Source organism: Streptomyces sp. NBC_00878 (assembly GCF_026341515.1).
GTDB lineage: Bacteria > Actinomycetota > Actinomycetes > Streptomycetales > Streptomycetaceae > Streptomyces.
Map to the genome: position 1 here is coordinate 7,112,048 of NZ_JAPEOK010000001.1, position 19,135 is coordinate 7,131,182.

Consider the following 19,135-nt stretch of genomic DNA (forward strand, 5'->3'; position numbering starts at 1 on the left):
CGACGACAGCAAGCCCGATGCCGACCCGGTAGTGATCACCGGCTACAAGGCCGCCCGGAACCGGCCGCTCACGCGAGGGCAGAAGCTGTCCAACAAGGCACTAGTGCGTTGGCCACGAACGTTCGCCGGGTCTGGTGATACGCCGGTCGATGTCCGGGGTGCCTGGGTCTGTCAGTCTCACTCTCGATAGCGACGTGGTTGTCGTGGGGAGTGAGGTCATGCATGGCAGAGCCGGTCAGAGCACGGCGGTTGACTGATCAAGAGGGCCAGAGACTGCAGCAGATCGTCCGGCGGGGCCGCCATGAGTCCGTACGGGTCCGTCGGGCACTGATCATCATGGCGTCGGCGTCGGGCACTCCCGTGGCGGCGATCGCACGGCTGGCCGCCGCGCACGAGGACACCGTCCGGGACGTGATCCATGCGTTCAACGAGAAGGGCCTGGCCGCGCTGGACCCTCGGTGGGCGGGAGGCCGTCCCCGCCTGATCAGCGATGACGAACGCGAGTTCATCATCGCGACGGCCAGGACCCGCCCAGTCACGCTGGGACGCCCGTTCACGCACTGGAGCCTTCGCAAGCTCACCGAGTACCTGGCCCGCAACCGGGTCCGGACGGTGAAGGTCGGCCGGGAACGACTGCGGCAGATCCTGCGCGAGCACGGGATCTCGTTTCAGCGGACCCGCACCTGGAAGGAGTCCAGGGATCCCGACAAGGACGCCAAACTCGACCGCATCGAGCACGTGACCAGCCGTTTCCTGGACCGGTGCTTCGCGTTCGACCAGTTCGGTCCGCTGTCGATCCGGCCCTGCCACGGCTCCGGCTGGGCCGGGGAGAAGAAACCGGACCGGCTGCCGGCCACCTATCACCGCACTCACGGTATCCGGTACTTCCACGGCTGCTATTCCCTCGGCGATGACCAGTTGTGGGGCGTGACCCGCCGCCGCAAAGGCGGTGACCACAGCCTCTCGGCGCTGAAGTCGATCCGGGCCGCCCGCCCCGACGGCGCCCCCGTCTACGTGATCATGGACAATTTGTCGGCGAACAAGACCCCGGCCATCCGGACCTGGGCCAGGAAGAACAAGGTCGAGTTGTGCCTGACGCCGACGAGCGCGTCGTGGGCCAACCCGATCGAGGCTCAGTTCGGGCCCCTGCGCAACTTCGTCATGGGCAACTCCAACCACCCCAACCACACCGTCCTGTCCTGGAAGCTTCAGGACTACCTGCGCTGGCGCAACGCCAACGCCCGTCACCCCGACGTCCTGGCCGCCCAGCGCCGCGAACGCGCCAAGGTCCGCAGCGAACGCCAGCAACGCTGGGGCCGACCACGACCCAAAGCCGCCTGATCAAACCCGGCGAACGTTCGTGGCCAACGCACTAGCCGCGGTACGGGTGCTGGTCGAGCACGGCTTCGCCCACCTGAAGAACTGGCGCGTGCTCGGCAAGGTCCGCACCGACCCGAAGTGGGCAACCGCCCTGGTGAGGGCTCTGCTGGTACCCACGAACCCGCGAAGCCTCCAGGTGACCGACGATCTTCGCCGAAGTCATCCGCTTACGACCAGCACGAGCATCCCGAACCCCGCCCACACCAGACCCGTGACCTACAACTTCACGATGCACAGTGCTCATTGAGGAGAACGTACTCGGCTACGCGCCCCACAAGGACACCCTCCCCAGCGGCAAGGCATGCCTCGCGCTCGCGTGGCGTTGGCGGCGGGAGCTGGGGTTGAGCGGCTCGGATCGTTGATCCGCGGTGGCAGAACGGGAGGGTCAGGCGAGTGACGCCGTGAACTCCGTCCAGGCCTTCGGCGTGAGGAGGAGTATCGGGCCGTCGGGATCCTTGGAGTCGCGGACGGCGACGGTGTCCGCGACGTTGCGGGCGACTTCGACGCACTCGCCGCTTCCAGTGCTGTAGCTGGACTTCACGAAGTCGAAGCCGTGTATCAATGCATGTCCTCGCTGATGCTCTCGATCAGTCTGAGTGAGTCCCTGGGGGCCAGCCCCAGTCGTGCCGTGCGCTCGAAGGACGAGCTGTACGTGGTGCCCTCGGCGTCGTTCTCGACCCACACGGTAGCGGCGATGCTGTCGACGTGAACCACGTCCACAGCCTCGGTCTCGGCAAACGAGAGGATGTTGAAGGAGCCGCCGACGCAGGCGTGGCCGCCCGCACGGAAGGGCAGTACCTGGACGCGGACGTTGGGGAGTTGAGCCATCTTCAGCAGGTGCTGCAACTGCGCGCGCATTACTTCAGGACCGCCAACCTGCTGGTGCAGCGCGCCTTCCCCGATCACCGCGTAGAACTGAAGTGGTTCCGCTCCTGACAGGCGGTCCTGACGCTTCATCCGGACGTCGACGATCCCTTCGATCTCGTCCGGATCCTGCCAGAGGCCCTCGCTGACAACTACCGCCCTGGTGTACTCGGGTGTCTGCAACAGGCCGGGAATCAATGCCTGTTGCCACGCTCGTACGCCGGTCGCGACATCCTCCATCGCGATGTACTCCGCCATGGCCCCTGCCTGGGGAGCATGCTGCCACCAGCCCTTGGCCTTACGACGGTCGCGGTCCAGCTTCGCCAACTCCAGTAGCCGGGCTACTGCCTTCGGGTCCTCGACCCCGTAGAACTCGCAGAGCACCCGGATGTCCGGGTCCCGCATCGGCACCCAGCCGCGCTCCATCTTCACGATCTTCGAGTTGGTCGCGCTGATGACCTCGGCCGCCTGATGCTGGGTCTTCGCCGAGGCGTCCCGCAGCCGCAGTAGCTCGCCTCCGAGCTTGCGCCCCAGGACGGTTGACATCCGGTTCCCGAGTTGAGCTGTTTCCTTCACGCGCTCCAGTGTCGCCCCAATGGCACCAGTCAGTCGACGAGCATCCCTCGTTGGAGATAATTGTCTCCGAATCACTTGCATCCGAGATCCTTGGTTCTTTACGTTCGGTGCTCAACCGCACACACAGCGGCGCCATTTGGCAAACCCGACCGCACAGAGAGGTGCGTGCCCCATGGCCGAAGCCCCACTCGTCCTCCGTGAGGACCGTCTCGACTACACGCCGCTTGCCCGCAGCGTCACCCTCGCTCGCCGTAGAGCCGCTCGGCTCGTCACCGATTGGGGGCTTCCCGTCCTCGCCGGGGACGCGGCCCTCGTCGTCTCCGAGTTGATGACCAACGCCCTGCTCCATGGCAGCCTGCGGGACCGGCTCGTTCGCGTTCGGATCACGCTCACCGGTTCCGTACTGCGGATCGAGGTGAGTGATCCGCGAGGCGAGCGACTGCCGTGCCTGCGTGCGGCGGAGGGTGCGGACCAGTTCGGCCGAGGCCTATTACTGGTCGAAACGCTGACCGACCGCTGGGGGAGCGAGCCCCGGAGCATCGGCAAGACCGTGTACGCCGAGTGGGACCTGGCCGGACGTTCCGATCTGTTCGCGGGCACCGGGGAGTGGCAGGAATGGCGCTAGCGCGGGCACGTGCCGGAAGGGTGCTGGATGAGCAGAAGGGATGGCCGATGACCATGCCGTACGCGGACGGGGGCGGTCCGTTCATTCCCCGGCCCGAGTTGACGCTCCCTGCCCTGCGCCAAGCCGTCGCCGCGGTCGCTCCGTCCCGGCTTCCCGAGTTCTTCGAGGACCTGCAGAACGCCTTCGTGCGGGCCGGTGACGAGGACAGCGTTGTCCCGATCCGGATGTTCTATCGACAGTGGGGCGTCGTGGTCGAGATCGAACGCCACCCCGAGACGGCACGTCGGCTGCACGCCGCCGAGCAGGCGATCAGCAGCCCTGATCCGGCCGTGCGCGACCGTGCCGTCCAGGAGGCAGGGGACATCATGCGCGCGGCGCACCGTGAGGTCGCCGGTGGCTGACCGGCACTGGGAGCCGTTCCAGGACGACCTGCTGGACGGGCTCCCGAAGGTGGCGCGGGCCGAGACCGAGCGGCTGGCCAACGAGATCGCCGTCCGGGAGTCGATGGTCTTTCTGGAGGGCGCCTCCTACACAGGGCCAGGGCCTGGCGTGCGGACGGAGGCCGGGGGCTGCTCATGCTCGACTACCTGACGGATGTGCGTGGGGAACGGATCGTGGTGTTGCAAGTGACCTGGTTCGGCTGACACCCGCTACAGACACGGTTATTGCTGTGGGGCGGCACCCGGAGTGACCCGGATGCCGCCCCACACGGGTCGGCGCGCGTGCGATCGTCTATGAGAAAGCTCTCTCGGCGCGGGTATGAGAAAGCTCTCGCTCCTACTTCGTCGCATTCGACGGGCCCGCCGCCGGTGTGAGGGGGGACGCCGACTGCGACTGCGGGGATCCGGTGTTGGAGTAGGCCGACGGGGCCGCCATGCCCGCCGTCGGGTCGGGGGCCGGGTCCTCGCCCGGCTGGGCCGGGAGGCCGCCGACGATGCGGATGTCGGCGTTGTCGAAGGCTCGCTTGATGCGCCAGCGCAGTTCGCGTTCCACGACGAGCGCCTTGCCGGGCATCGTCTTCGCCGAGATGTGGACCACCATCGAGTCGAGCGTGACGCTGTCGAGCCCGAGGACCTCGATGGGGCCCCAGAGCCGCTCGTTCCAGGGCTCGGCCTTGCTCATCTCCTCGCCGACCTGGTTGAGCAGGGTCTTCACCCGGTCCAGGTTCTCCGAGGGGTGGACCGTGACGTCGACGCCGGCCGTGGCCCAGCCCTGGGAGAGGTTGCCGATGCGCTTGACCTCGCCGTTGCGGACGTACCAGATCTCGCCGTTGTCGCCGCGGAGCTTGGTGACGCGCAGGCCCACCTCGATGACCTCGCCGGACGCGACCCCCGCGTCGACCGTGTCGCCCACGCCGTACTGGTCCTCCAGGATCATGAAGACGCCGGAGAGGAAGTCCGTCACCAGGTTGCGGGCGCCGAAACCGATGGCCACGCCCGCCACACCGGCGGAGGCCAGCAGCGGGGCCAGGTTGATCTCGAACGTGCCGAGGATCATCAGTGCGGCCGTACTCATGATCGCGAAGGACGCGACCGAACGGAGTACCGAACCGATGGCCTGGGAGCGCTGGCGGCGGCGTTCGACGTTGACCAGGAGACCGCCGAGGGCCGTGCCGTCGACCGCCTGGGCCGTACGGTTCATGCGGTCTATGAACCTCGTGATGGTGCGCCGGATGACCACTCTCAGCACGGCCGCTATCACCAGGATCAGCAGCACCCGAAGGCCGATGCTGAGCCAGGTGGACCAGTTCTGCTCGACCCAGCTCGCGGCGTTGTTCGCGCTCTCCTGGGCGTCCTGGAGCGAAGGCGCCGTCGGTTCATCGGTGGGATCGGCGGCCGACAGGACGGACAAGAACACGGCAGGTACCTCCAGGCGTAGCGGCCCGCCCGCGGCAGGGACATCGGGATAGGGACGCCGACGGGCAGAACCACCACACTAACGGGGCACCATGTGTGGATCGTTGCCATGTTCGAGGGAGAGACTGTGCTCACCTGGGGATGAAGAGGGTGTGGTCGAAAACACTCCCAGCCCGTTACCGGGACATGGTGGCGCTTCCACCAGGCATGAGGGGAGACTGACTACAGATCGTCCCGGCGCGAGCCACGCGCCGCCGGCGTACAAGGAGGCCATCCGTGCCGCATGTCCTGGTCCTCAACGCGTCGTACGAGCCCCTCGGTGTCGTACCGCTCCGCCGCGCGCTCGTCCTCGTCCTCGAGAACAAGGCTGTCTGCCTCGAGGAATCCGGCGCCTTTATGCATAGCGCAACCGTTACTGTCCCCGCACCCAGCGTGGTCCGGCTGAAAAGGTTCGTACGGGTCCCTTACCGGGGGCCCGTTCCGCTGACCCGTCGGGCGCTCTTCGCCCGCGACGGCGGCCGGTGCATGTACTGCGGTGGCGTCGCAACCAGCGTCGACCACGTCATCCCGCGCAGTCGCGGGGGTCAGCACGTCTGGGACAACGTGGTGGCGTCCTGCCGCCGCTGCAACCACGTCAAGGCCGACCGTCACCTGGTCGAGATCGGCTGGCGCCTGCGCCATAAACCCGCCCCGCCGACGGGGCTCGCTTGGCGCATCATCGGAACGGGGCATAGGGACCCGCGCTGGCTGCCATACCTGCAGCCGTACGGCGCGGAGGACGCGATGGCCCGGATCGACGGCATTTCCGCCTGACGATCCGGGCCTTCGTCTTGCCTTGCGCGGGCCGGCTCCGCTGCGTGTCCTGCGCGGGCCGGTCCGACGCTTGTGCGGTGTGGGCAGGTCCGGTGCCTGTCCGGTGCGGGCCGGTTCCGGCGTGTGCCCCGTGCAGGCCGGTTCGCTTTCTTGCGTGGGCCGGTTTCGTCGCGTTTTCCGGCTCCCCGGGAAGTCCCCTCGTGCTTCCCGGAGAGCCGGAGTCCTGTTGCGCGCCGGGCAGCCCGGCGCACGCCCGGCGCGGCTACGCGAAGCGCAGCTCCGCCGGGTGCACCGAACGGCGCAGCAGCGGCAGGGAGGTGGCGGCGGCCAGAAGGCAGCACAGGTAGACGGCCGGGGGGACGAGCAGCGGCGACAGCGGGACCGCCGATCCGCCGTCCTCCGAGAGCACCGCGTACCAGCCGCCGAGGGTGATGCCTCCGACGCCCGCGAGCAGGACCGCCGGCGCGAGCGGCAGCGCGGTCTCAAGGAGCAGCGCCCGGCCGAGCACCCCGCGCGGCACCCCGGCGGCGACCTGCGCGGCCAGGCCCCGGCGGCGGGTGGCCAGCGACTCGGCGGTGCCCACGGCCAGGGCGGAGAGCGTGATCGCGAGGGCGACCAGGACGGCCGCTCCGGCCAGGTCGGCCCCGGTGGTGTAGAAGGACGCATCCTCGGCCAGCGTCCCGGAGCCGCGGTCGGTCAGCGAGTCGAGCAGTGTCTGCCGGATCCCCACGAAACCGGTTCCCACGACCGTCACGAGGAGGACCGCCGCATGAGTGCGGGCGGTCGCCCACGGGTCGTCGCGCAGCCGTTCCGCCGCGAGCAGCACCGCCGGGTTCCCGGTGCGGGCCGCGAGCAGCCTGCCCATGAGGCGGGCCGTCGCGGCGGTCAGCCATACGGCTCCCGTGCCGGTCACGATCACCACACCGAACGCGGTCACCGGGACGGTGCTGAACCCGCCGAACGTACGCGGGGCCATCACGAGCCCCACAACGACGAGGGTGAGCATCGCCGCGAGGAACGCGAAGCCCGGACCCCGGCCCGTACGCGGCCGGACCCGCCGCACCCAGCCCAGCGGCGAGGCGATCACCCGGCGCAGCGCCAGCGCGCTCACCAGCGCCCCCAGTACCGGCACGGTCACCGCGACCAGTGCCGTCCCGGCCCAGGCGGTGGCCGGAGGGTCGTCCCACAGCCGGGACATGAGCAGTACGCAGAACACCGTGGCGGTCGCCGAACCGGCCAGACAGGCGAGCCCGGCCTCCAGCGCCGCGATCCGCCGCACTTGTCCCGGAGCGGCCCCCGCCAGCCGCAGCCCGGCCAGCCGCCGGTCGCGGTGCACGGCGCCGATACGGGCGCACTGGCCGAGGAACCCGAGCACCGGGATCAGCAGGAGCAGCAGGGTGAGCACCACGCCCGAGCGCTCTCCGGGCCGGTCCAGCAGACCGTCGGCGAAGGAGATCCGGTGCTGCCCCCGGAGCGAGGTGACTGCGACGGCCGCCAGGGCGAACCCCGTCGCCAGCGCCGCCCCCACCCCCGTGAGCGTGACCCGCCACCACTCCCGCCGGTCCGAGCCCCGCGTCAGCAGCAGCGCGAGCCGCAGATCGGCCCTCATCGGGACACCTCCACGACGGCGTCCGCCCCGGAGCCGACGGCCCCGTCCCGCAGCTCCACCTCGCGGTCCGCGTACGCCGCGATCTGGGCGTCGTGCGTGATGAGCAGCACCGCTGTGCCGGACTCCCGGGCCGTGTGCGCCAGCGCCGTCATCACACCCTCGCTCGCGAGCGAGTCGAGCGCGCCGGTCGGCTCGTCCGCGAAGACGACCTTCGGGCCGGTCACCAACGCCCGTGCCAGCGACACCCGTTGGGCCTGACCACCGCTCATCTCCCCGGGCCGCAGCCCCTCCTGACCGCGTACGCCGAACCGCTCCAGCCACTCGCCCGCCCGCTCATGGGCCTTCTTGCGGGCGGCCCCCGCGAGCAGCAGCGGCAGCGCGACGTTGTCGAGCGCGGTCAACTCGGGGATCAGCTGCCCGAACTGGAACACCACCCCGAACTCCGTACGCCGCAGCTCGCTCAGCCGCTTCTCCGGCAACTGGTCGAGGCGCTGCCCCGCGTAGACGATCGAGCCCTCGTCCGGGCGGACGATCCCCGCCAGGCAGTGCAGCAACGTGGATTTGCCGCTGCCGCTCGCGCCGGTGACCGCGAGGATCTCGCCCGCGCGCAGCTCGACCGAGGCACCGCGCAGCGCTCGGGCCCTGCCGTGCACCTTGGTGAGGCCGCGGGCGGTCAGGATCGGCACGGCGTGGTCCGTGCTGCTCATGGGCGTACTGCTCACGGGCGGGTTGCTCATGCTCCGTCGACCTCCGCGGTCAGAGTGGTGAGCCGGGCCGCGGTGGTGGTCATCCAGCGCAGATCGGCGTCGAGGTGGTTGAGGCCGTAGTCGGCCGAGAGGACCGTCGCGAGATCGGCGCCAGGCGCCGTCTTGACCGCCGTGAGCTCCCGCATACGCGCCATGTGCGCGGCGCGCTGGGCGCTCAGATACCGGGCGGGGTCGGCCGAGGCGAGGATCGCGCACACGACCTTGGCGAAGATCTCGTTCGTCACGAAGGGCGCGGGCGGGGTGATCTCGCCCGTCCAGTCGACGAGTTCCTTCGCCCCCTCGTCCGTGGACCGGTACAGCGTCCGCTCCGGACCACCGTCCGAGCCGGTCCCGTCGACCTCCGCGAGACCGTCGCGGACCAGGCGCTGCAAGGTCGTGTAGACCTGGCCGTAGGCCAGCGGGCGGGCCTGCGGGAAGCGTTCGTCATGGCGTCGCTTGAGGTCGTAGCCATGACTCGGACCTCCGGCGAGCAGCCCCAGCAGGATATGGCGGGTGCTCATGGGCACCATTATGTACTCAGTATATGTAGCGAGTGAATAGTGAGACCGGAAAACTTTTGGCGGGGTGTCCTAGGTCCTGTCGGAGGGTGGCCCCCAGGCGCTCTTGGTCACGGGCCGCATCCCGGTCAGAATGTGAGCAGGGGCACGTTGTCCGGACCGTCACGTCTGCGCGCCCGCCCACTGGGTAGGGCTGCCCTGACCCGCCGAACGGCTACCCGTGACGGATGCCGTACGGCAACCCGCAACGAACAAGGAGGCCCCCGTGGCCGCATCGGCACAGCTTCTGCTCTCGGCCCTCTCCAAACGCCCGGCGGACCTGCCCGCCGACCCCGACCCGCACTTCTGTGTCTTCAGCGCCGAAGGATCCTGCGCGGAGACGCCCCTCACCAGCGAACCGCCGTTGCCCGACGCCGCCCCCCTCACCAGCGAACCGCCTCTCGCCGACGCCGCCCCCCTGACGAGCGAGCCCACCTCCATGGGCGCCGCCGCGGGCCTGGACCCATCGGGGGTCTGATGCCGCTCTCCCGGCTCGCCGCGCTGCACGGCGTCGCCACCTCCTACAGCCCGTCCCCGGGCCGCACGGTCGCGGCCTCCGACGCCGCGATCGTCGCCGTCCTCGCCGCACTGGGCGTCGGCGCGGCCACGCCGGACGCCGTCCGCACGGCGCTCACGGCGCGCGAGACGGAGCTACGGGAACGACTGCTCCCGCCGACACTGGTGTCCTGGAGCGGGACGGCGGCAGCCGGGGGCAACCGAGGCTCCGGGGCGCGCGAGTCCGACGACCCGGGGGCGGACGAAGGCGCGCCCGCGCCGTCCGGGGACGCGCCCGCGCCGGGGGTCTCGCCGTCCGTGGCCGCCGGTTCCGCGCCCGCGGAGGGCAACCAGGGCGGTCAGGGTGACCAGGACCCGATCGTCCCTCCCGGCTTCCCGGGAGACTCCTCGCTCGTCTCCGCCCTCGCCGCGCTGCCCGCCGGGACCCGGCTGCGGATCCGTACCGAGCAGGGCGAGACGCGGGCCTCCGCAGAGCAACTGCCCCTCGGCGTCCACGAGATGGAGGCCACCGCCCCCGACGGGCGGACGGCCCGCGCCCATCTCGTCGTCGCGCCGACGCGGCTGCCCACGGCACCGGGGCGTACGTACGGGCTGCTCGTGCAGGTCTACTCGCTGCTGTCGCGGCGCTCGTGGGGCATGGGCGACCTCGGAGACCTCGCCGAGCTGACGGCCTGGGCCGGGCGGGCGCTCGGAGCCGGGTTCGTCCAGGTCAACCCGATGCACGCGGCCGTACCCGGCGCGCCCACCGACCCCTCCCCGTACCGGCCCTCCTCCCGCCGCTACCCCGACCCCGTCTACCTGCGCGTCGAGGACATCCCCGAGTTCGCGTACGCCGACGAGCGTGACCGCGACCGCCTCCGTACGCTCCTGGAGCGGGCCGAGCGGCTACGCGAATCCGTGCTGGACAAGGGCGCGTTGATCGACCGCGACGCCGTGTGGGAACTGAAGCGCGAGGCCCTGGAGCTCGTACGGGACGTGCCGCTCGGGCCCGGACGCCGCGCCGCCTACTGCGATTTCCTCGCCGAGGAGGGTGAGGCGCTGGAGGACCACGCCACCTGGTGCGCCCTCGCCGAGGTGTACGGCTCCGACTGGCAGAAGTGGCCGGCCGCGCTGCGTGACCCCCGCTCGGCCGAAACCGCCCGCGCCCGGGGCGAGTTGATGGACCGCGTCGACTTCCACAGCCGCCTCGCCTGGCTGACCGACGCCCAGCTCGCCACCGCCCAGCGCAGCGCGCGCGACGCGGGCATGGGCGTGGGGCTCGTGCACGACCTCGCGGTGGGCGTCCACCCGGGCGGCGCCGACGCCTGGGCGCAGCAGGAGTACTTCGCGGCGGGCATGTCGGTCGGCGCGCCCCCGGACGCCTTCAGTGTGCGGGGCCAGGACTGGGGGCTGCCACCGTGGCGCCCGGACCGCCTCGCCGCCTCCGGCTACGCCCCGTACCGCCGCCTCCTGCGCGCCCTCTTCCGGTACGCCGGCGCCCTCCGTATCGACCACGTCATGGGCCTCTTCCGCCTCTGGTGGATCCCGCAGGGCCGTCCGGCCACCGAGGGAACGTATGTCCGATACGACGCCGAGGCCATGCTCGCGATCCTCGCGCTGGAGGCGTACCGCGCCGGGACACTGGTGATCGGCGAGGACCTCGGTACGGTCGAGCCCGGTGTCCGGGAGAAGCTCCACGAACACGGCGTGCTCGGCACGTCCGTGCTGTGGTTCGAACGCGACTGGGACGGTACGGGCCTGCCGCTGCCCCCCGAAAGCTGGCGCGCCGACTGCCTCGCCACCGCCACCACCCACGATCTGCCGCCCACCGCGTCCCGGCTCACCGGCGACCACGTCGAACTCCGCGACCGCCTGGGCCTGTTGACCCGCCCCGTGGAGGAGGAACGGGCCGAGGCAGCTGCGGACGTGGGGGAGTGGCTGGCGCTGCTCGCCCGGCTCGGACTGCTCCAGGGCGCGGCCGGCGGGCAGTCTGAGGACTCGGAGGAGGCGCAGATCCAGGCCCTGCACCGCTTCCTGCTGCGCACCCCCGCCCGCATGATCGGCGTCTGGCTCCCGGACGCCGTCGGCGACCGCCGCCCGCAGAACCTGCCCGGCACCTGGGACCAGTACCCGAACTGGCGCCTGCCCGTCGCCGACGCCGACGGCCGCCCCGTCACCCTGGAGGACCTCGCCGCCTCGCCCCGACTGCACGCCCTCATCGCCGTGGTGCGGGGCGACCGGGTGGCGGGCGCCGGGGGTGCTGTGGGTGCTGTGGGTGCCGACCGGGCGGTGGGCGACTCCGGTTCGGACGCGGAGGGGACCGGTCAGGAGGCCGGCGGCTCCGGGTCGGAAGCGGCAGGCTCCGGGCCGGACGTCGGAGGATCCGGGCCTCGTACGCCTCGTACGGCACCCCCGGGCGCGCGGCCGGTTTAGGCGTTCGCTACGTTTGCACCGTGGACAAGAAGAACGCCCTGCGCGCCGGCGCCCTGGCTGCCGGTACGACGCTGATGATGCTGCTGATGTCGTCTCCCGCGCTCGCGGTGACGCCCGACGACGGCGACGACCCCGGCCCGGGCCTGAGCGTCATCGAGACGCTGGGGCTCTATGTCGTGGCGCCGATCGGGCTGTTCCTGCTCATCGCCGGTCTGGTCTGGGTCCTCGACGGTTCGACGGACCGTCAGCCGAAGGCGAAGGCCAAGGGCAAGGTCACGACGAAGGCCGCCGCGAAGGCGTCCTGACCTCGGCCCGCTCCGGCCACTGAAGGCCGTTGAAGGTCACTGAAGGTCGAGGAAGGTTTCTGTTTCGAGGGCACCGTCCTCGCGTACCTACGGCAGTCGTCGTACGTGCACGAGGACGGTGCCCTCGACGCGTTCCCGGCCGGTCCGGGCACTGCGTTCGCCGGATGCGGCTTCAGTGGGACGGGCCCGGATGCGGGGCGCTCATATAGCGCTGGATGGTCGGCGCCAGCCAGGCCACGATCTCCTCGGGCCGCAGGTCCACGGCGGGCGGGAAGCGCAGGACGTACCGGGTCAGCGCCATGCCCAGCATCTGTGAGGCCACGAGGGCGGCGCGGGCCGGGGCCTGCTCGGGGTCGGGGCAGACGCGCAGGGCCACCGGCAGCAACTGCTCCTTGAAGATGCCCTGCATGCGCTCGGCCCCGGCGGTGTTGGTGACCCCGACCCGCAGCAACGCCGTGAGCACCTCGTTCTTCTCCCACAGCGCCACGAAGTGCTCGACGAAGATCCGGCCGACGTCCTCCCTCGGCACCTTCTCCGGCACCGGCAGCCGCAGATCGACGTCGATGGCCGCCGCGAAGAGACCCTCCTTGTTGCCGTAGTAGCGCATCACCATCGAGGGGTCGATCTTCGCGTCGCGGGCGATGGCGCGGATGGTCGCGCGCTCGTACCCGTCGGCGGCGAAGCGTTCGCGCGCGGCGCTGAGGATGGTGGCGCGGGTGGCGTCGGAGCGGCGGGCGGGCTGAGAGGGGTGGTCTGGCCGGGCCGGCCGGGCCGGCCGGGCCGGCTGGGCCGGCTGCGTGGACCGCGCGGGCTGCGTGGGCTGTGCGGGGGAGTCGATGTCGGTCATGCCAACAAGCGTAGGCCAACAAGTGTTGACGGGCCATGGGGGTCACCCTATGGTTGCAAACAAGCGTTGGCCTACGGACGTTGGCCTACGGACGTTGGCCTACATGCGTTGACCTACAGGCGTTGGCCTACGAGTGTTGGCAACCGGGCAGCCAGGGTCGGCCAACAGCCCTCGCCCGACAATCGTTGGCACCAGGAGGCCGCAATGAACGGCAAGACCGACCAGAACGGCACCCCCCGTACCGCCACCACCGAGACCGTCACCACCACCCCCGCCGCTTTCCGCGACGTGATCGTCGTCGGCGCGGGTCCCACCGGGCTGCTGCTGGCGGGCGACCTCGCGACCGCCGGTATCCCCGTCACCCTCGTCGAGAAGCGCCCGCACCGGACCAGCAACCTCTCCCGCGCGTTCGCCCTGCACGCCCGCACACTGGAGCAGCTCGACGCCCGAGGTCTCGCCGACGAGCTGGAGAGCAAGGGCCAGACGCTCGACCGGCTCCGGCTCTTCACCCGGCTGACCATCGACCTGACCACCCTCCCCTCACGCTTCAAGCACCTGCTCGTGCTGCCGCAGTACGAGGTGGAGTGGGCGTTGGAGCGGCGGGCGGTGGAGGCCGGGGCGCGGTTCGCGTACGAGACCGAGGTGACCGGGCTGGTCCAGGACGCGGACGGGGCGACCCTCCAGGTGCGCGTGGCCAACGGGGCGGAGGGGGCTGACGGGGCTCACGGGGCTGACGGGGGCGCGCGGGAGCTGAGGGCCGCGTACGTCGTCGGGACGGACGGGATGCGCAGTGCCGTACGGGAGGCGGTGGGGCTGCCCTTCCCCGGGCGCTCGGCGATCCGGTCCGTCGTACTCGCCGACGTCCGGCTCGCCGAGGAGCCGGAGACGCTGCTGACGGTGAACGCGTTCGGGGACGCGTTCGCGTTCCTCGCGCCGTTCGGGGACGGCTACTACCGGGTGATCGGCTGGGACCGCCGACGCGACGTCCCCGATGACGCGCCCCTCGACCTCGAAGAGGTCAAGGAGATCACCCGGCTCGCCCTCGGCCGTGACTTCGGTATGCACGACGCCCGCTGGATGTCGCGCTTCCACAGTGATGAGCGACAGGCGCCGGCGTACCGTGTCGGCCGTGTGTTCCTTGCCGGGGACGCCGCGCACGTCCACACCCCGGCCGGCGGCCAGGGCATGAACACCGGCCTCCAGGACGCAGCGAACCTGGGCTGGAAGCTGGCGGCGACACTCAACGGCCATGCTTCCGCCGACCTGTTGGACACGTATCAGTCCGAACGCCACCCCGTCGGAAAGTCCGTCCTCCGCAGCAGCGGCGGGCTCGTCCGGCTCGCGATGGCCAAGCGGCCCTGGACGCTCGCGGCCCGTGCCCTGCTCGCCACGTTCATGAACCACGCCCGCCCGGCCCGCACCCGCATGGTCGGCCAGATCACCGGCATCGGCTACGCCTACCCGGCCCCACGCGGCGCCCACCCCCTGGTCGGCAAGCGCGTCCCGGACGTGCCCCTCCGGGACGGCCGCCTGTACGAGGCTCTGCGCGGCGGCAGGTTCGTACTGGTCACCCCGGCCGACGCACCCGTGGACCCCGCCACAGGCACGGGCGCCGACACAGGCACCGCCGCTGCCGCTGCCGCTGGCGCCGGCGCCCGCAAGGACCGCCTCACCGTGGCGAGTTGGGCGAGCGACCGCCGTACGACCCTCCTGGTCCGACCGGACGGATACGCGGCCTGGGCGGCGGAGGAGCCGAGCGCCGAGGAGATCGAAGCGGCACTGACGGCGGCGACCGGGCAGGGCTGAACCCCGCCTGGACGAACCCTAAGTACCTTGCTGGCGGCCTGGTTCGCCCGTGCCAGTCAGCAACTGTCGTAGCAGGTCGGCCAGTTGGCCGGCCTGTTGCTCGTCGAGGGCCATCAGTGCCTCCGTCTGGACGGCGAGACCGGCCCCGACCGCCTCGTCGACGAGGGTCAACCCCTTGTCCGTGAGCGTCACTTGGAGGGCCCGGCGGTCGTGGGGGTCGGGGGACCTGCGGAGCAGCCCGGCCCGTTCCAGCTTGTCGAGGCGGCCGGTCATGCCTCCCGTGGTGAGCATCAGCGTCGCCGAGAGCTGCCGGGGCGAGAGGGTGTACGGGGCGCCGGACCGGCGCAGGGTGGCGAGTACGTCGAACTCGCCGCGCGAGATGCCGAGGCCCGCGTACGTCTTCTCCATCCGGTCGCCCATCGCCCGCGAGAGCCGGAAGACGCGTCCGAAGACCTCCATGGCGGCCGTGTCCAGGTCGGGCCGGACGGCGGCCCACTGGTCGATGATCGCGTCGACGGGGTCCCTGGAGGTCTTGGGTGCTTTGGGGGTCTTGGGGACCTTGGGTGTGCTCATGGGGCGAGTATCCGCACCCCATCACTTGGCCGCAAGAGAGTGACTTGACGATAAGTAGCTTAGGGCTAAGCTAATCAATGCCAAGCCACCTTCTCCCATGGAGCCGGTCATGAACCGCAGCACAGCCATCGCGCTCACTGCCCTGGCGCCCATCTCCTGGGGCAGCACGTACGCCGTCACCACGGAGTTCCTGCCGGCGGACCGTCCCCTGTTCACGGGCCTGATGCGCGCCCTGCCCGCCGGACTCGTCCTGCTCGCCCTCGCGCGCACGCTGCCGCGCGGCGTCTGGTGGTGGAAGGCGGCGGCCCTGGGCGCGCTGAACATCGGCGCCTTCTTCCCGCTCCTGTTCCTCTCCGCGTACCGGCTGCCGGGCGGTATGGCCGCGGTCGTCGGTTCCGTCGGCCCGCTCTTCGTCGTGGGCCTCGCGGCGGCCCTGCTGGGCGAACGCCCAACCCTGCGTACGCTCCTCACGGGCATCGCGGCGGCCCTCGGTGTGAGCCTGGTCGTACTGAAGGCGGCGGGCGCGCTGGACGCCGTGGGCGTGCTGGCGGCCCTCGCCGCGACCGCGTCGATGTCCGCGGGCACCGTGCTGACGAAGAGGTGGGGGCGTCCCGAGGGGGTGGGCCCGCTGGCCCTCACCGCCTGGCAGCTGACCGCGGGCGGGCTGCTGATCGCTCCCGTCGCACTGCTCGCGGAGGGCGCGCCGCCCGCGCTCGACGGCCGGGCGGTCGGCGGTTACCTCTACCTGGCGCTGGCCAACACGGCGATCGCGTACTGGCTCTGGTTCCGCGGTATCGGCCGGCTCACCGCCACCCAGGTGACTTTCCTCGGCCCGCTCTCCCCGCTGACGGCGGCCGTCATCGGCTGGGCGGCCCTCGGCCAGGCACTGGGCCCGGTGCAACTGGCGGGCATGGCCCTGGCTTTCGGGGCGACGGTGTTCGGTCAGCTCGGGGTGCGTACGACGGCCCGGGTGGCAGCTTCGGAGCCCGCCTCCCCACAAGCGCTTGTCCCCCGGCCTTTCCCGGACGCCCGGCGGGAGGAAGCGCGTGAGTTGACGGCCCGCCGGCCTGGATGAGGATTCCGCCAGAGCACGCCAGAGCACGCCAGGGGCCGCAAACCGCAGCCCCTGCTGCCGAGGCGCACACGTCCCGGGCCGGCCCGCCCGGCAGTGAGCTGCCGGGCGACTGCCGTTGTCGGAGCCGCCGGAGCCTCGCGCGCGGCCTCTGTCGCAACCGGCGGTCACGGCTTGGAGTCCGTGTCCTCGGCCGGGAAGAAGAGACCCTCGATCGGTTCGCCGAAAACGGCGGCGATCTTGAACGCGAGCGGCAGGCTCGGGTCATAACGGCCCGTTTCGATGGCGTAGACCGTTTGCCGGGACACGTCGAGGCGGTCGGCGAGGTCGACCTGGCTCCAACGGCGCACCGCCCGCAGTTCCCTGAGCCGGTTCTTCATCGGGTTCGCGGGGTCTTGAACAGCAGGGCTGTGATCCAGGTCAGGATGGATCCGATGAAGCTGATCTGGACCAGCTGCCGCAGGTCGCCCACCCCGGCAGCCTGGAGAAGGCCGACGGTGTAGATCGCCATGATCAGCACGCCGAACCCGATCGCCAGCGCCTCCAGCTGGCAACGACGCTGGTACTCGTCGGCGCGGCGCAGGCTCCTGATCACGGCCCGGACGATCAATAGCCCCGGGACGAGGTTCAGAAGTGACCAGAACAGTTTCCATGAACCCGCCGAACCGAAGAGGCCGAGCTCTGAGATCAAGCTGAGCAACCCGAGGGCGACGGCCGGCGGCAACCAGTCGAGGAACCACGCGCGAGCGCGGACCGTATCGCTTCGGCTCTGACGGTTCTCCGATGATTTCTCCATGCGGCAAACGTAAAGGAAGCTTGTCTCCATGTAAATGGTCCTTGTCAAATAGACAAGGGCAGTTGACGCTCCTGTGAGCCGGCCCGCGCCAGGGGCGTGCGTCGCACGGCCGCAGCCGCGCCAGCAACTTGCATGAACTTCTACGTGGTGTTCGGGCATGACGTCAGTCGAGCGGCGGACTTCCCGCCGATTGGGCCGATTGAGGCGAGGCCGCAGCGGTTGCACGTTCTCGTCGGAGCGAAAAGACACCCGGCATATTCGCAGGAGTTGATCTCCGTCCCGGTCGCCACAAGGGCCCCTTGACACTCTGACCCGGCACATCGAGCCTTGACGGGGCGTGCGCCCCCGGAGCATCGGCGTCGGTTTCGGATCACTCGTGGAAGCGGTCAACGTCCCGTACCGAGGTGAGGAGTTGGCGTGAGGGCAGAGGGCGTCGGCAGTCGGGGAAACCCGTATCCCACCGTCGACGAGCTGGCGCGCCGAGCGCGGGCGATGGTCGCGGAGCGGCCCGGCACCCTGCGCCTGCGCACCGTCGGAACCTCGCGCGCGGGCCGCCCCCTGTGGCTGCTCTCCGCAGGGCATGGAGAGCACCAGGTGCTCACCGTGGCCGGCGCCCACGCCAACGAGCCGGTCGGCGGCGCCTCCACCCTCACCCTCGCCGAGGACTTCGTACGCGACCCGCGCGTCCTGGACGAACTCGGCTGCACCTGGCACTTCCTGCTCTGTCTCGACCCGGACGGCGCCACCCTCGGCGAGCGCCGCTTCGCCGAACACCAGGCCTCCGTGCCGACCCTCGACGGCTACTACCGCGGCTTCTACCGGCCCGCCTTCATCAGCCAGCCCGAGTTCCCGCCCGTGGCGGCGGACCCGCACACGGCGATGCCCGAGTCCCGCGCGCTGACCCGGCTCATCGACGAACTGCGGCCCGTGGTCCAGTTCTCCCTGCACGGCGTCGAAGTAGGCGGATCGTTCCTGCAGTTGACCCGGCCCGTGCCGGGCGCGCCGCGCGCCTTCCGTTCCGTGGCGGCCGAGCTCGGCATCCCGCTGGAGTACCGGCCGTTCGACGGCATGGGCTGGTTCGTCGACAGCCCGGGCGTGCTGGTCCTGCCCGACGGCAGCCCCGCCGACGAACGCGACCCCTCCGGCTACACCTCCCAGGCGACCTGGATGTACGCGATGCGGCACGGGACGGTGTCCGCCGTCGTCGAGGCGCCGCTCTGGAGCGTCGCCGCCGTGAGCGACCCCAGCCCCGTCGCACGGCCGGAGCGCGAGATCTCCCGCGCCGCCGAGATCCTCCTCAGCCGCACCAAGCAACTGGAGGAGGTGCTCGGCGCGCTCGCCGACCGGCCGCCCGCCGACGAGGCCCGGCTGCCGTTCCACACCGCCGCGCGTGAACTCATGGACATCGGCCCCGGCGTGGTGGACACCTGGAACACCCACGACGCCCACGGGCTCGGCGACGCCGAACTCGCCACCACCGTCGGCAACTCCGTCTCCCTCGGCATCGCCGCCCGCCGCATCCCCCTGCGCGCGGCCGCGATGATGCGCAGCGCCCTCGACGAACCGCCCGAGGCCCTCGACACCCTCGTACGCGACTGGAGTCGGGAACTGGAGACCACCTTCGCCGCGCGCTGGGTGCCGGTGCACCGGCAGACCGCGCTGCACATCCGCACGATGCTGCATCTGGTCCGGCAACTGCTCGACCGCCCGGACGGGCCGGGCGGTCGAGGCGGTCCAGGCGGGCCGGGCGATCGGCCGCGGTACCAGCACTGACGGTACTGA

20 protein-coding genes and 2 pseudogenes are annotated in these 19,135 nt (G+C 70.9%); 12 read left to right on the plus strand and 10 right to left on the minus strand.

The window, feature by feature from the left end; genetic code table 11:
* The first annotated feature begins 222 nt into the window (after positions 1–222).
* Both OHA11_RS30860 and OHA11_RS48420 read left to right on the plus strand, forming a co-directional pair.
* Positions 223–1,341 (plus strand): IS630 family transposase, encoded by a 1,119-nt coding sequence (locus OHA11_RS30860; protein WP_266493617.1) that lies wholly within the window; start codon positions 223–225, stop codon positions 1,339–1,341.
* A gap of 22 nt (positions 1,342–1,363) precedes the next feature.
* Positions 1,364–1,501: pseudogene (locus OHA11_RS48420) on the plus strand (IS5/IS1182 family transposase); the annotation flags it as partial.
* Between the two features lie 264 nt (positions 1,502–1,765).
* Here the strand turns inward: OHA11_RS48420 and OHA11_RS30870 are convergent.
* Both OHA11_RS30870 and OHA11_RS30875 read right to left on the minus strand, forming a co-directional pair.
* Positions 1,766–1,939: a DUF397 domain-containing protein gene (locus OHA11_RS30870; RefSeq protein WP_266507588.1), complete on the minus strand. Its 174-nt coding sequence runs from the start codon at positions 1,937–1,939 to the stop codon at positions 1,766–1,768.
* Positions 1,939–2,790 (minus strand): helix-turn-helix transcriptional regulator, encoded by an 852-nt coding sequence (locus OHA11_RS30875; RefSeq protein WP_266507589.1) that lies wholly within the window; start codon positions 2,788–2,790, stop codon positions 1,939–1,941. The genes OHA11_RS30870 and OHA11_RS30875 overlap by 1 nt, the downstream gene beginning before the upstream one ends.
* Before the next feature lie 202 nt (positions 2,791–2,992).
* Between OHA11_RS30875 and OHA11_RS30880 the strand changes: the two genes are divergently transcribed.
* From OHA11_RS30880 to OHA11_RS30890, 3 genes are read left to right on the plus strand one after another with little or no spacing between them, the layout of a single operon-like run.
* Entirely contained in the window at positions 2,993–3,445 is a 453-nt protein-coding gene (locus tag OHA11_RS30880; protein ID WP_266502035.1) for an ATP-binding protein, read from the plus strand.
* Positions 3,446–3,492: 47 nt separating this feature from the next.
* Positions 3,493–3,846 carry a hypothetical protein gene (locus tag OHA11_RS30885; protein ID WP_266502037.1) on the plus strand — a complete coding sequence of 118 codons (354 nt, stop codon included), beginning with the start codon at positions 3,493–3,495 and terminating at the stop codon, positions 3,844–3,846.
* Entirely contained in the window at positions 3,839–4,036 is a 198-nt protein-coding gene (locus OHA11_RS30890; RefSeq protein WP_266502038.1) for a hypothetical protein, read from the plus strand. The genes OHA11_RS30885 and OHA11_RS30890 overlap by 8 nt, the downstream gene beginning before the upstream one ends.
* A 186-nt stretch (positions 4,037–4,222) precedes the next feature.
* On the opposite strand, the gene OHA11_RS30895 is transcribed toward OHA11_RS30890, so the two are convergent.
* A complete protein-coding gene (locus OHA11_RS30895; protein WP_266502039.1) occupies positions 4,223–5,302 on the minus strand; it encodes a mechanosensitive ion channel family protein in 1,080 nt (359 codons plus the stop codon).
* Between the two features lie 275 nt (positions 5,303–5,577).
* Here OHA11_RS30895 and OHA11_RS30900 point away from each other — a divergent pair, with 275 nt between their 5' ends.
* A complete protein-coding gene (locus tag OHA11_RS30900; RefSeq protein ID WP_055611422.1) occupies positions 5,578–6,114 on the plus strand; it encodes an HNH endonuclease in 537 nt (178 codons plus the stop codon).
* Between the two features lie 262 nt (positions 6,115–6,376).
* On the opposite strand, the gene OHA11_RS30905 is transcribed toward OHA11_RS30900, so the two are convergent.
* Genes OHA11_RS30905 through OHA11_RS30915 form a run of 3 tightly spaced genes read right to left on the minus strand, consistent with a single transcriptional unit; the run spans position 6,377 to position 8,990 of the window.
* Positions 6,377–7,723, minus strand: coding sequence for an ABC transporter permease (locus tag OHA11_RS30905; RefSeq protein WP_266502041.1), 1,347 nt, complete (start codon positions 7,721–7,723; stop codon positions 6,377–6,379).
* Positions 7,720–8,430 carry an ABC transporter ATP-binding protein gene (locus tag OHA11_RS30910; RefSeq protein WP_266502042.1) on the minus strand — a complete coding sequence of 237 codons (711 nt, stop codon included), beginning with the start codon at positions 8,428–8,430 and terminating at the stop codon, positions 7,720–7,722. The genes OHA11_RS30905 and OHA11_RS30910 overlap by 4 nt, the downstream gene beginning before the upstream one ends.
* 26 nt (positions 8,431–8,456) lie before the next feature.
* Positions 8,457–8,990: a PadR family transcriptional regulator gene (locus OHA11_RS30915; protein ID WP_266502043.1), complete on the minus strand. Its 534-nt coding sequence runs from the start codon at positions 8,988–8,990 to the stop codon at positions 8,457–8,459.
* A 262-nt stretch (positions 8,991–9,252) separates the two neighbouring features.
* Between OHA11_RS30915 and OHA11_RS30920 the strand changes: the two genes are divergently transcribed.
* From OHA11_RS30920 to OHA11_RS30930, 3 genes and pseudogenes are all read left to right on the plus strand, one after another.
* Positions 9,253–9,504, plus strand: a complete 252-nt coding sequence (locus OHA11_RS30920; protein WP_266502044.1) for a hypothetical protein — start codon at positions 9,253–9,255, stop codon at positions 9,502–9,504.
* A pseudogene (malQ, locus tag OHA11_RS30925) lies at positions 9,504–11,753 on the plus strand (4-alpha-glucanotransferase); the annotation flags it as partial. The gene OHA11_RS30920 and the pseudogene malQ, both read left to right, overlap by 1 nt.
* A gap of 221 nt (positions 11,754–11,974) precedes the next feature.
* Positions 11,975–12,259 carry a hypothetical protein gene (locus OHA11_RS30930; RefSeq protein WP_266502047.1) on the plus strand — a complete coding sequence of 95 codons (285 nt, stop codon included), beginning with the start codon at positions 11,975–11,977 and terminating at the stop codon, positions 12,257–12,259.
* Positions 12,260–12,431: 172 nt separating this feature from the next.
* Here OHA11_RS30930 and OHA11_RS30935 read toward each other — a convergent pair whose 3' ends face one another.
* On the minus strand, positions 12,432–13,106 hold the full coding sequence (locus tag OHA11_RS30935) for a TetR family transcriptional regulator (protein ID WP_266502049.1): 675 nt from the start codon (positions 13,104–13,106) through the stop codon (positions 12,432–12,434).
* 204 nt (positions 13,107–13,310) lie between these two features.
* On the opposite strand from OHA11_RS30935, the gene OHA11_RS30940 reads away from it, so the two are divergent.
* Positions 13,311–14,912, plus strand: a complete 1,602-nt coding sequence (locus OHA11_RS30940) for an FAD-dependent monooxygenase (RefSeq protein WP_266502050.1) — start codon at positions 13,311–13,313, stop codon at positions 14,910–14,912.
* A gap of 18 nt (positions 14,913–14,930) precedes the next feature.
* On the opposite strand, the gene OHA11_RS30945 is transcribed toward OHA11_RS30940, so the two are convergent.
* The gene (locus tag OHA11_RS30945; RefSeq protein ID WP_266502051.1) at positions 14,931–15,485 is read right to left on the minus strand and encodes a MarR family winged helix-turn-helix transcriptional regulator; all 555 of its coding nucleotides are present in this window, start codon (positions 15,483–15,485) and stop codon (positions 14,931–14,933) included.
* 109 nt (positions 15,486–15,594) lie between these two features.
* Between OHA11_RS30945 and OHA11_RS30950 the strand changes: the two genes are divergently transcribed.
* Entirely contained in the window at positions 15,595–16,560 is a 966-nt protein-coding gene (locus OHA11_RS30950; RefSeq protein WP_266502052.1) for an EamA family transporter, read from the plus strand.
* 164 nt (positions 16,561–16,724) lie between these two features.
* On the opposite strand, the gene OHA11_RS30955 is transcribed toward OHA11_RS30950, so the two are convergent.
* Positions 16,725–16,937: a helix-turn-helix transcriptional regulator gene (locus OHA11_RS30955; RefSeq protein WP_266502054.1), complete on the minus strand. Its 213-nt coding sequence runs from the start codon at positions 16,935–16,937 to the stop codon at positions 16,725–16,727.
* Complete coding sequence (locus OHA11_RS30960; protein WP_266502055.1) at positions 16,934–17,383, minus strand: hypothetical protein; 450 nt, start codon at positions 17,381–17,383, stop codon at positions 16,934–16,936. The genes OHA11_RS30955 and OHA11_RS30960 overlap by 4 nt, the downstream gene beginning before the upstream one ends.
* Before the next feature lie 387 nt (positions 17,384–17,770).
* On the opposite strand from OHA11_RS30960, the gene OHA11_RS30965 reads away from it, so the two are divergent.
* Complete coding sequence (locus tag OHA11_RS30965; protein WP_266502057.1) at positions 17,771–19,126, plus strand: M14 family zinc carboxypeptidase; 1,356 nt, start codon at positions 17,771–17,773, stop codon at positions 19,124–19,126.
* Positions 19,127–19,135 lie beyond the last annotated feature (9 nt).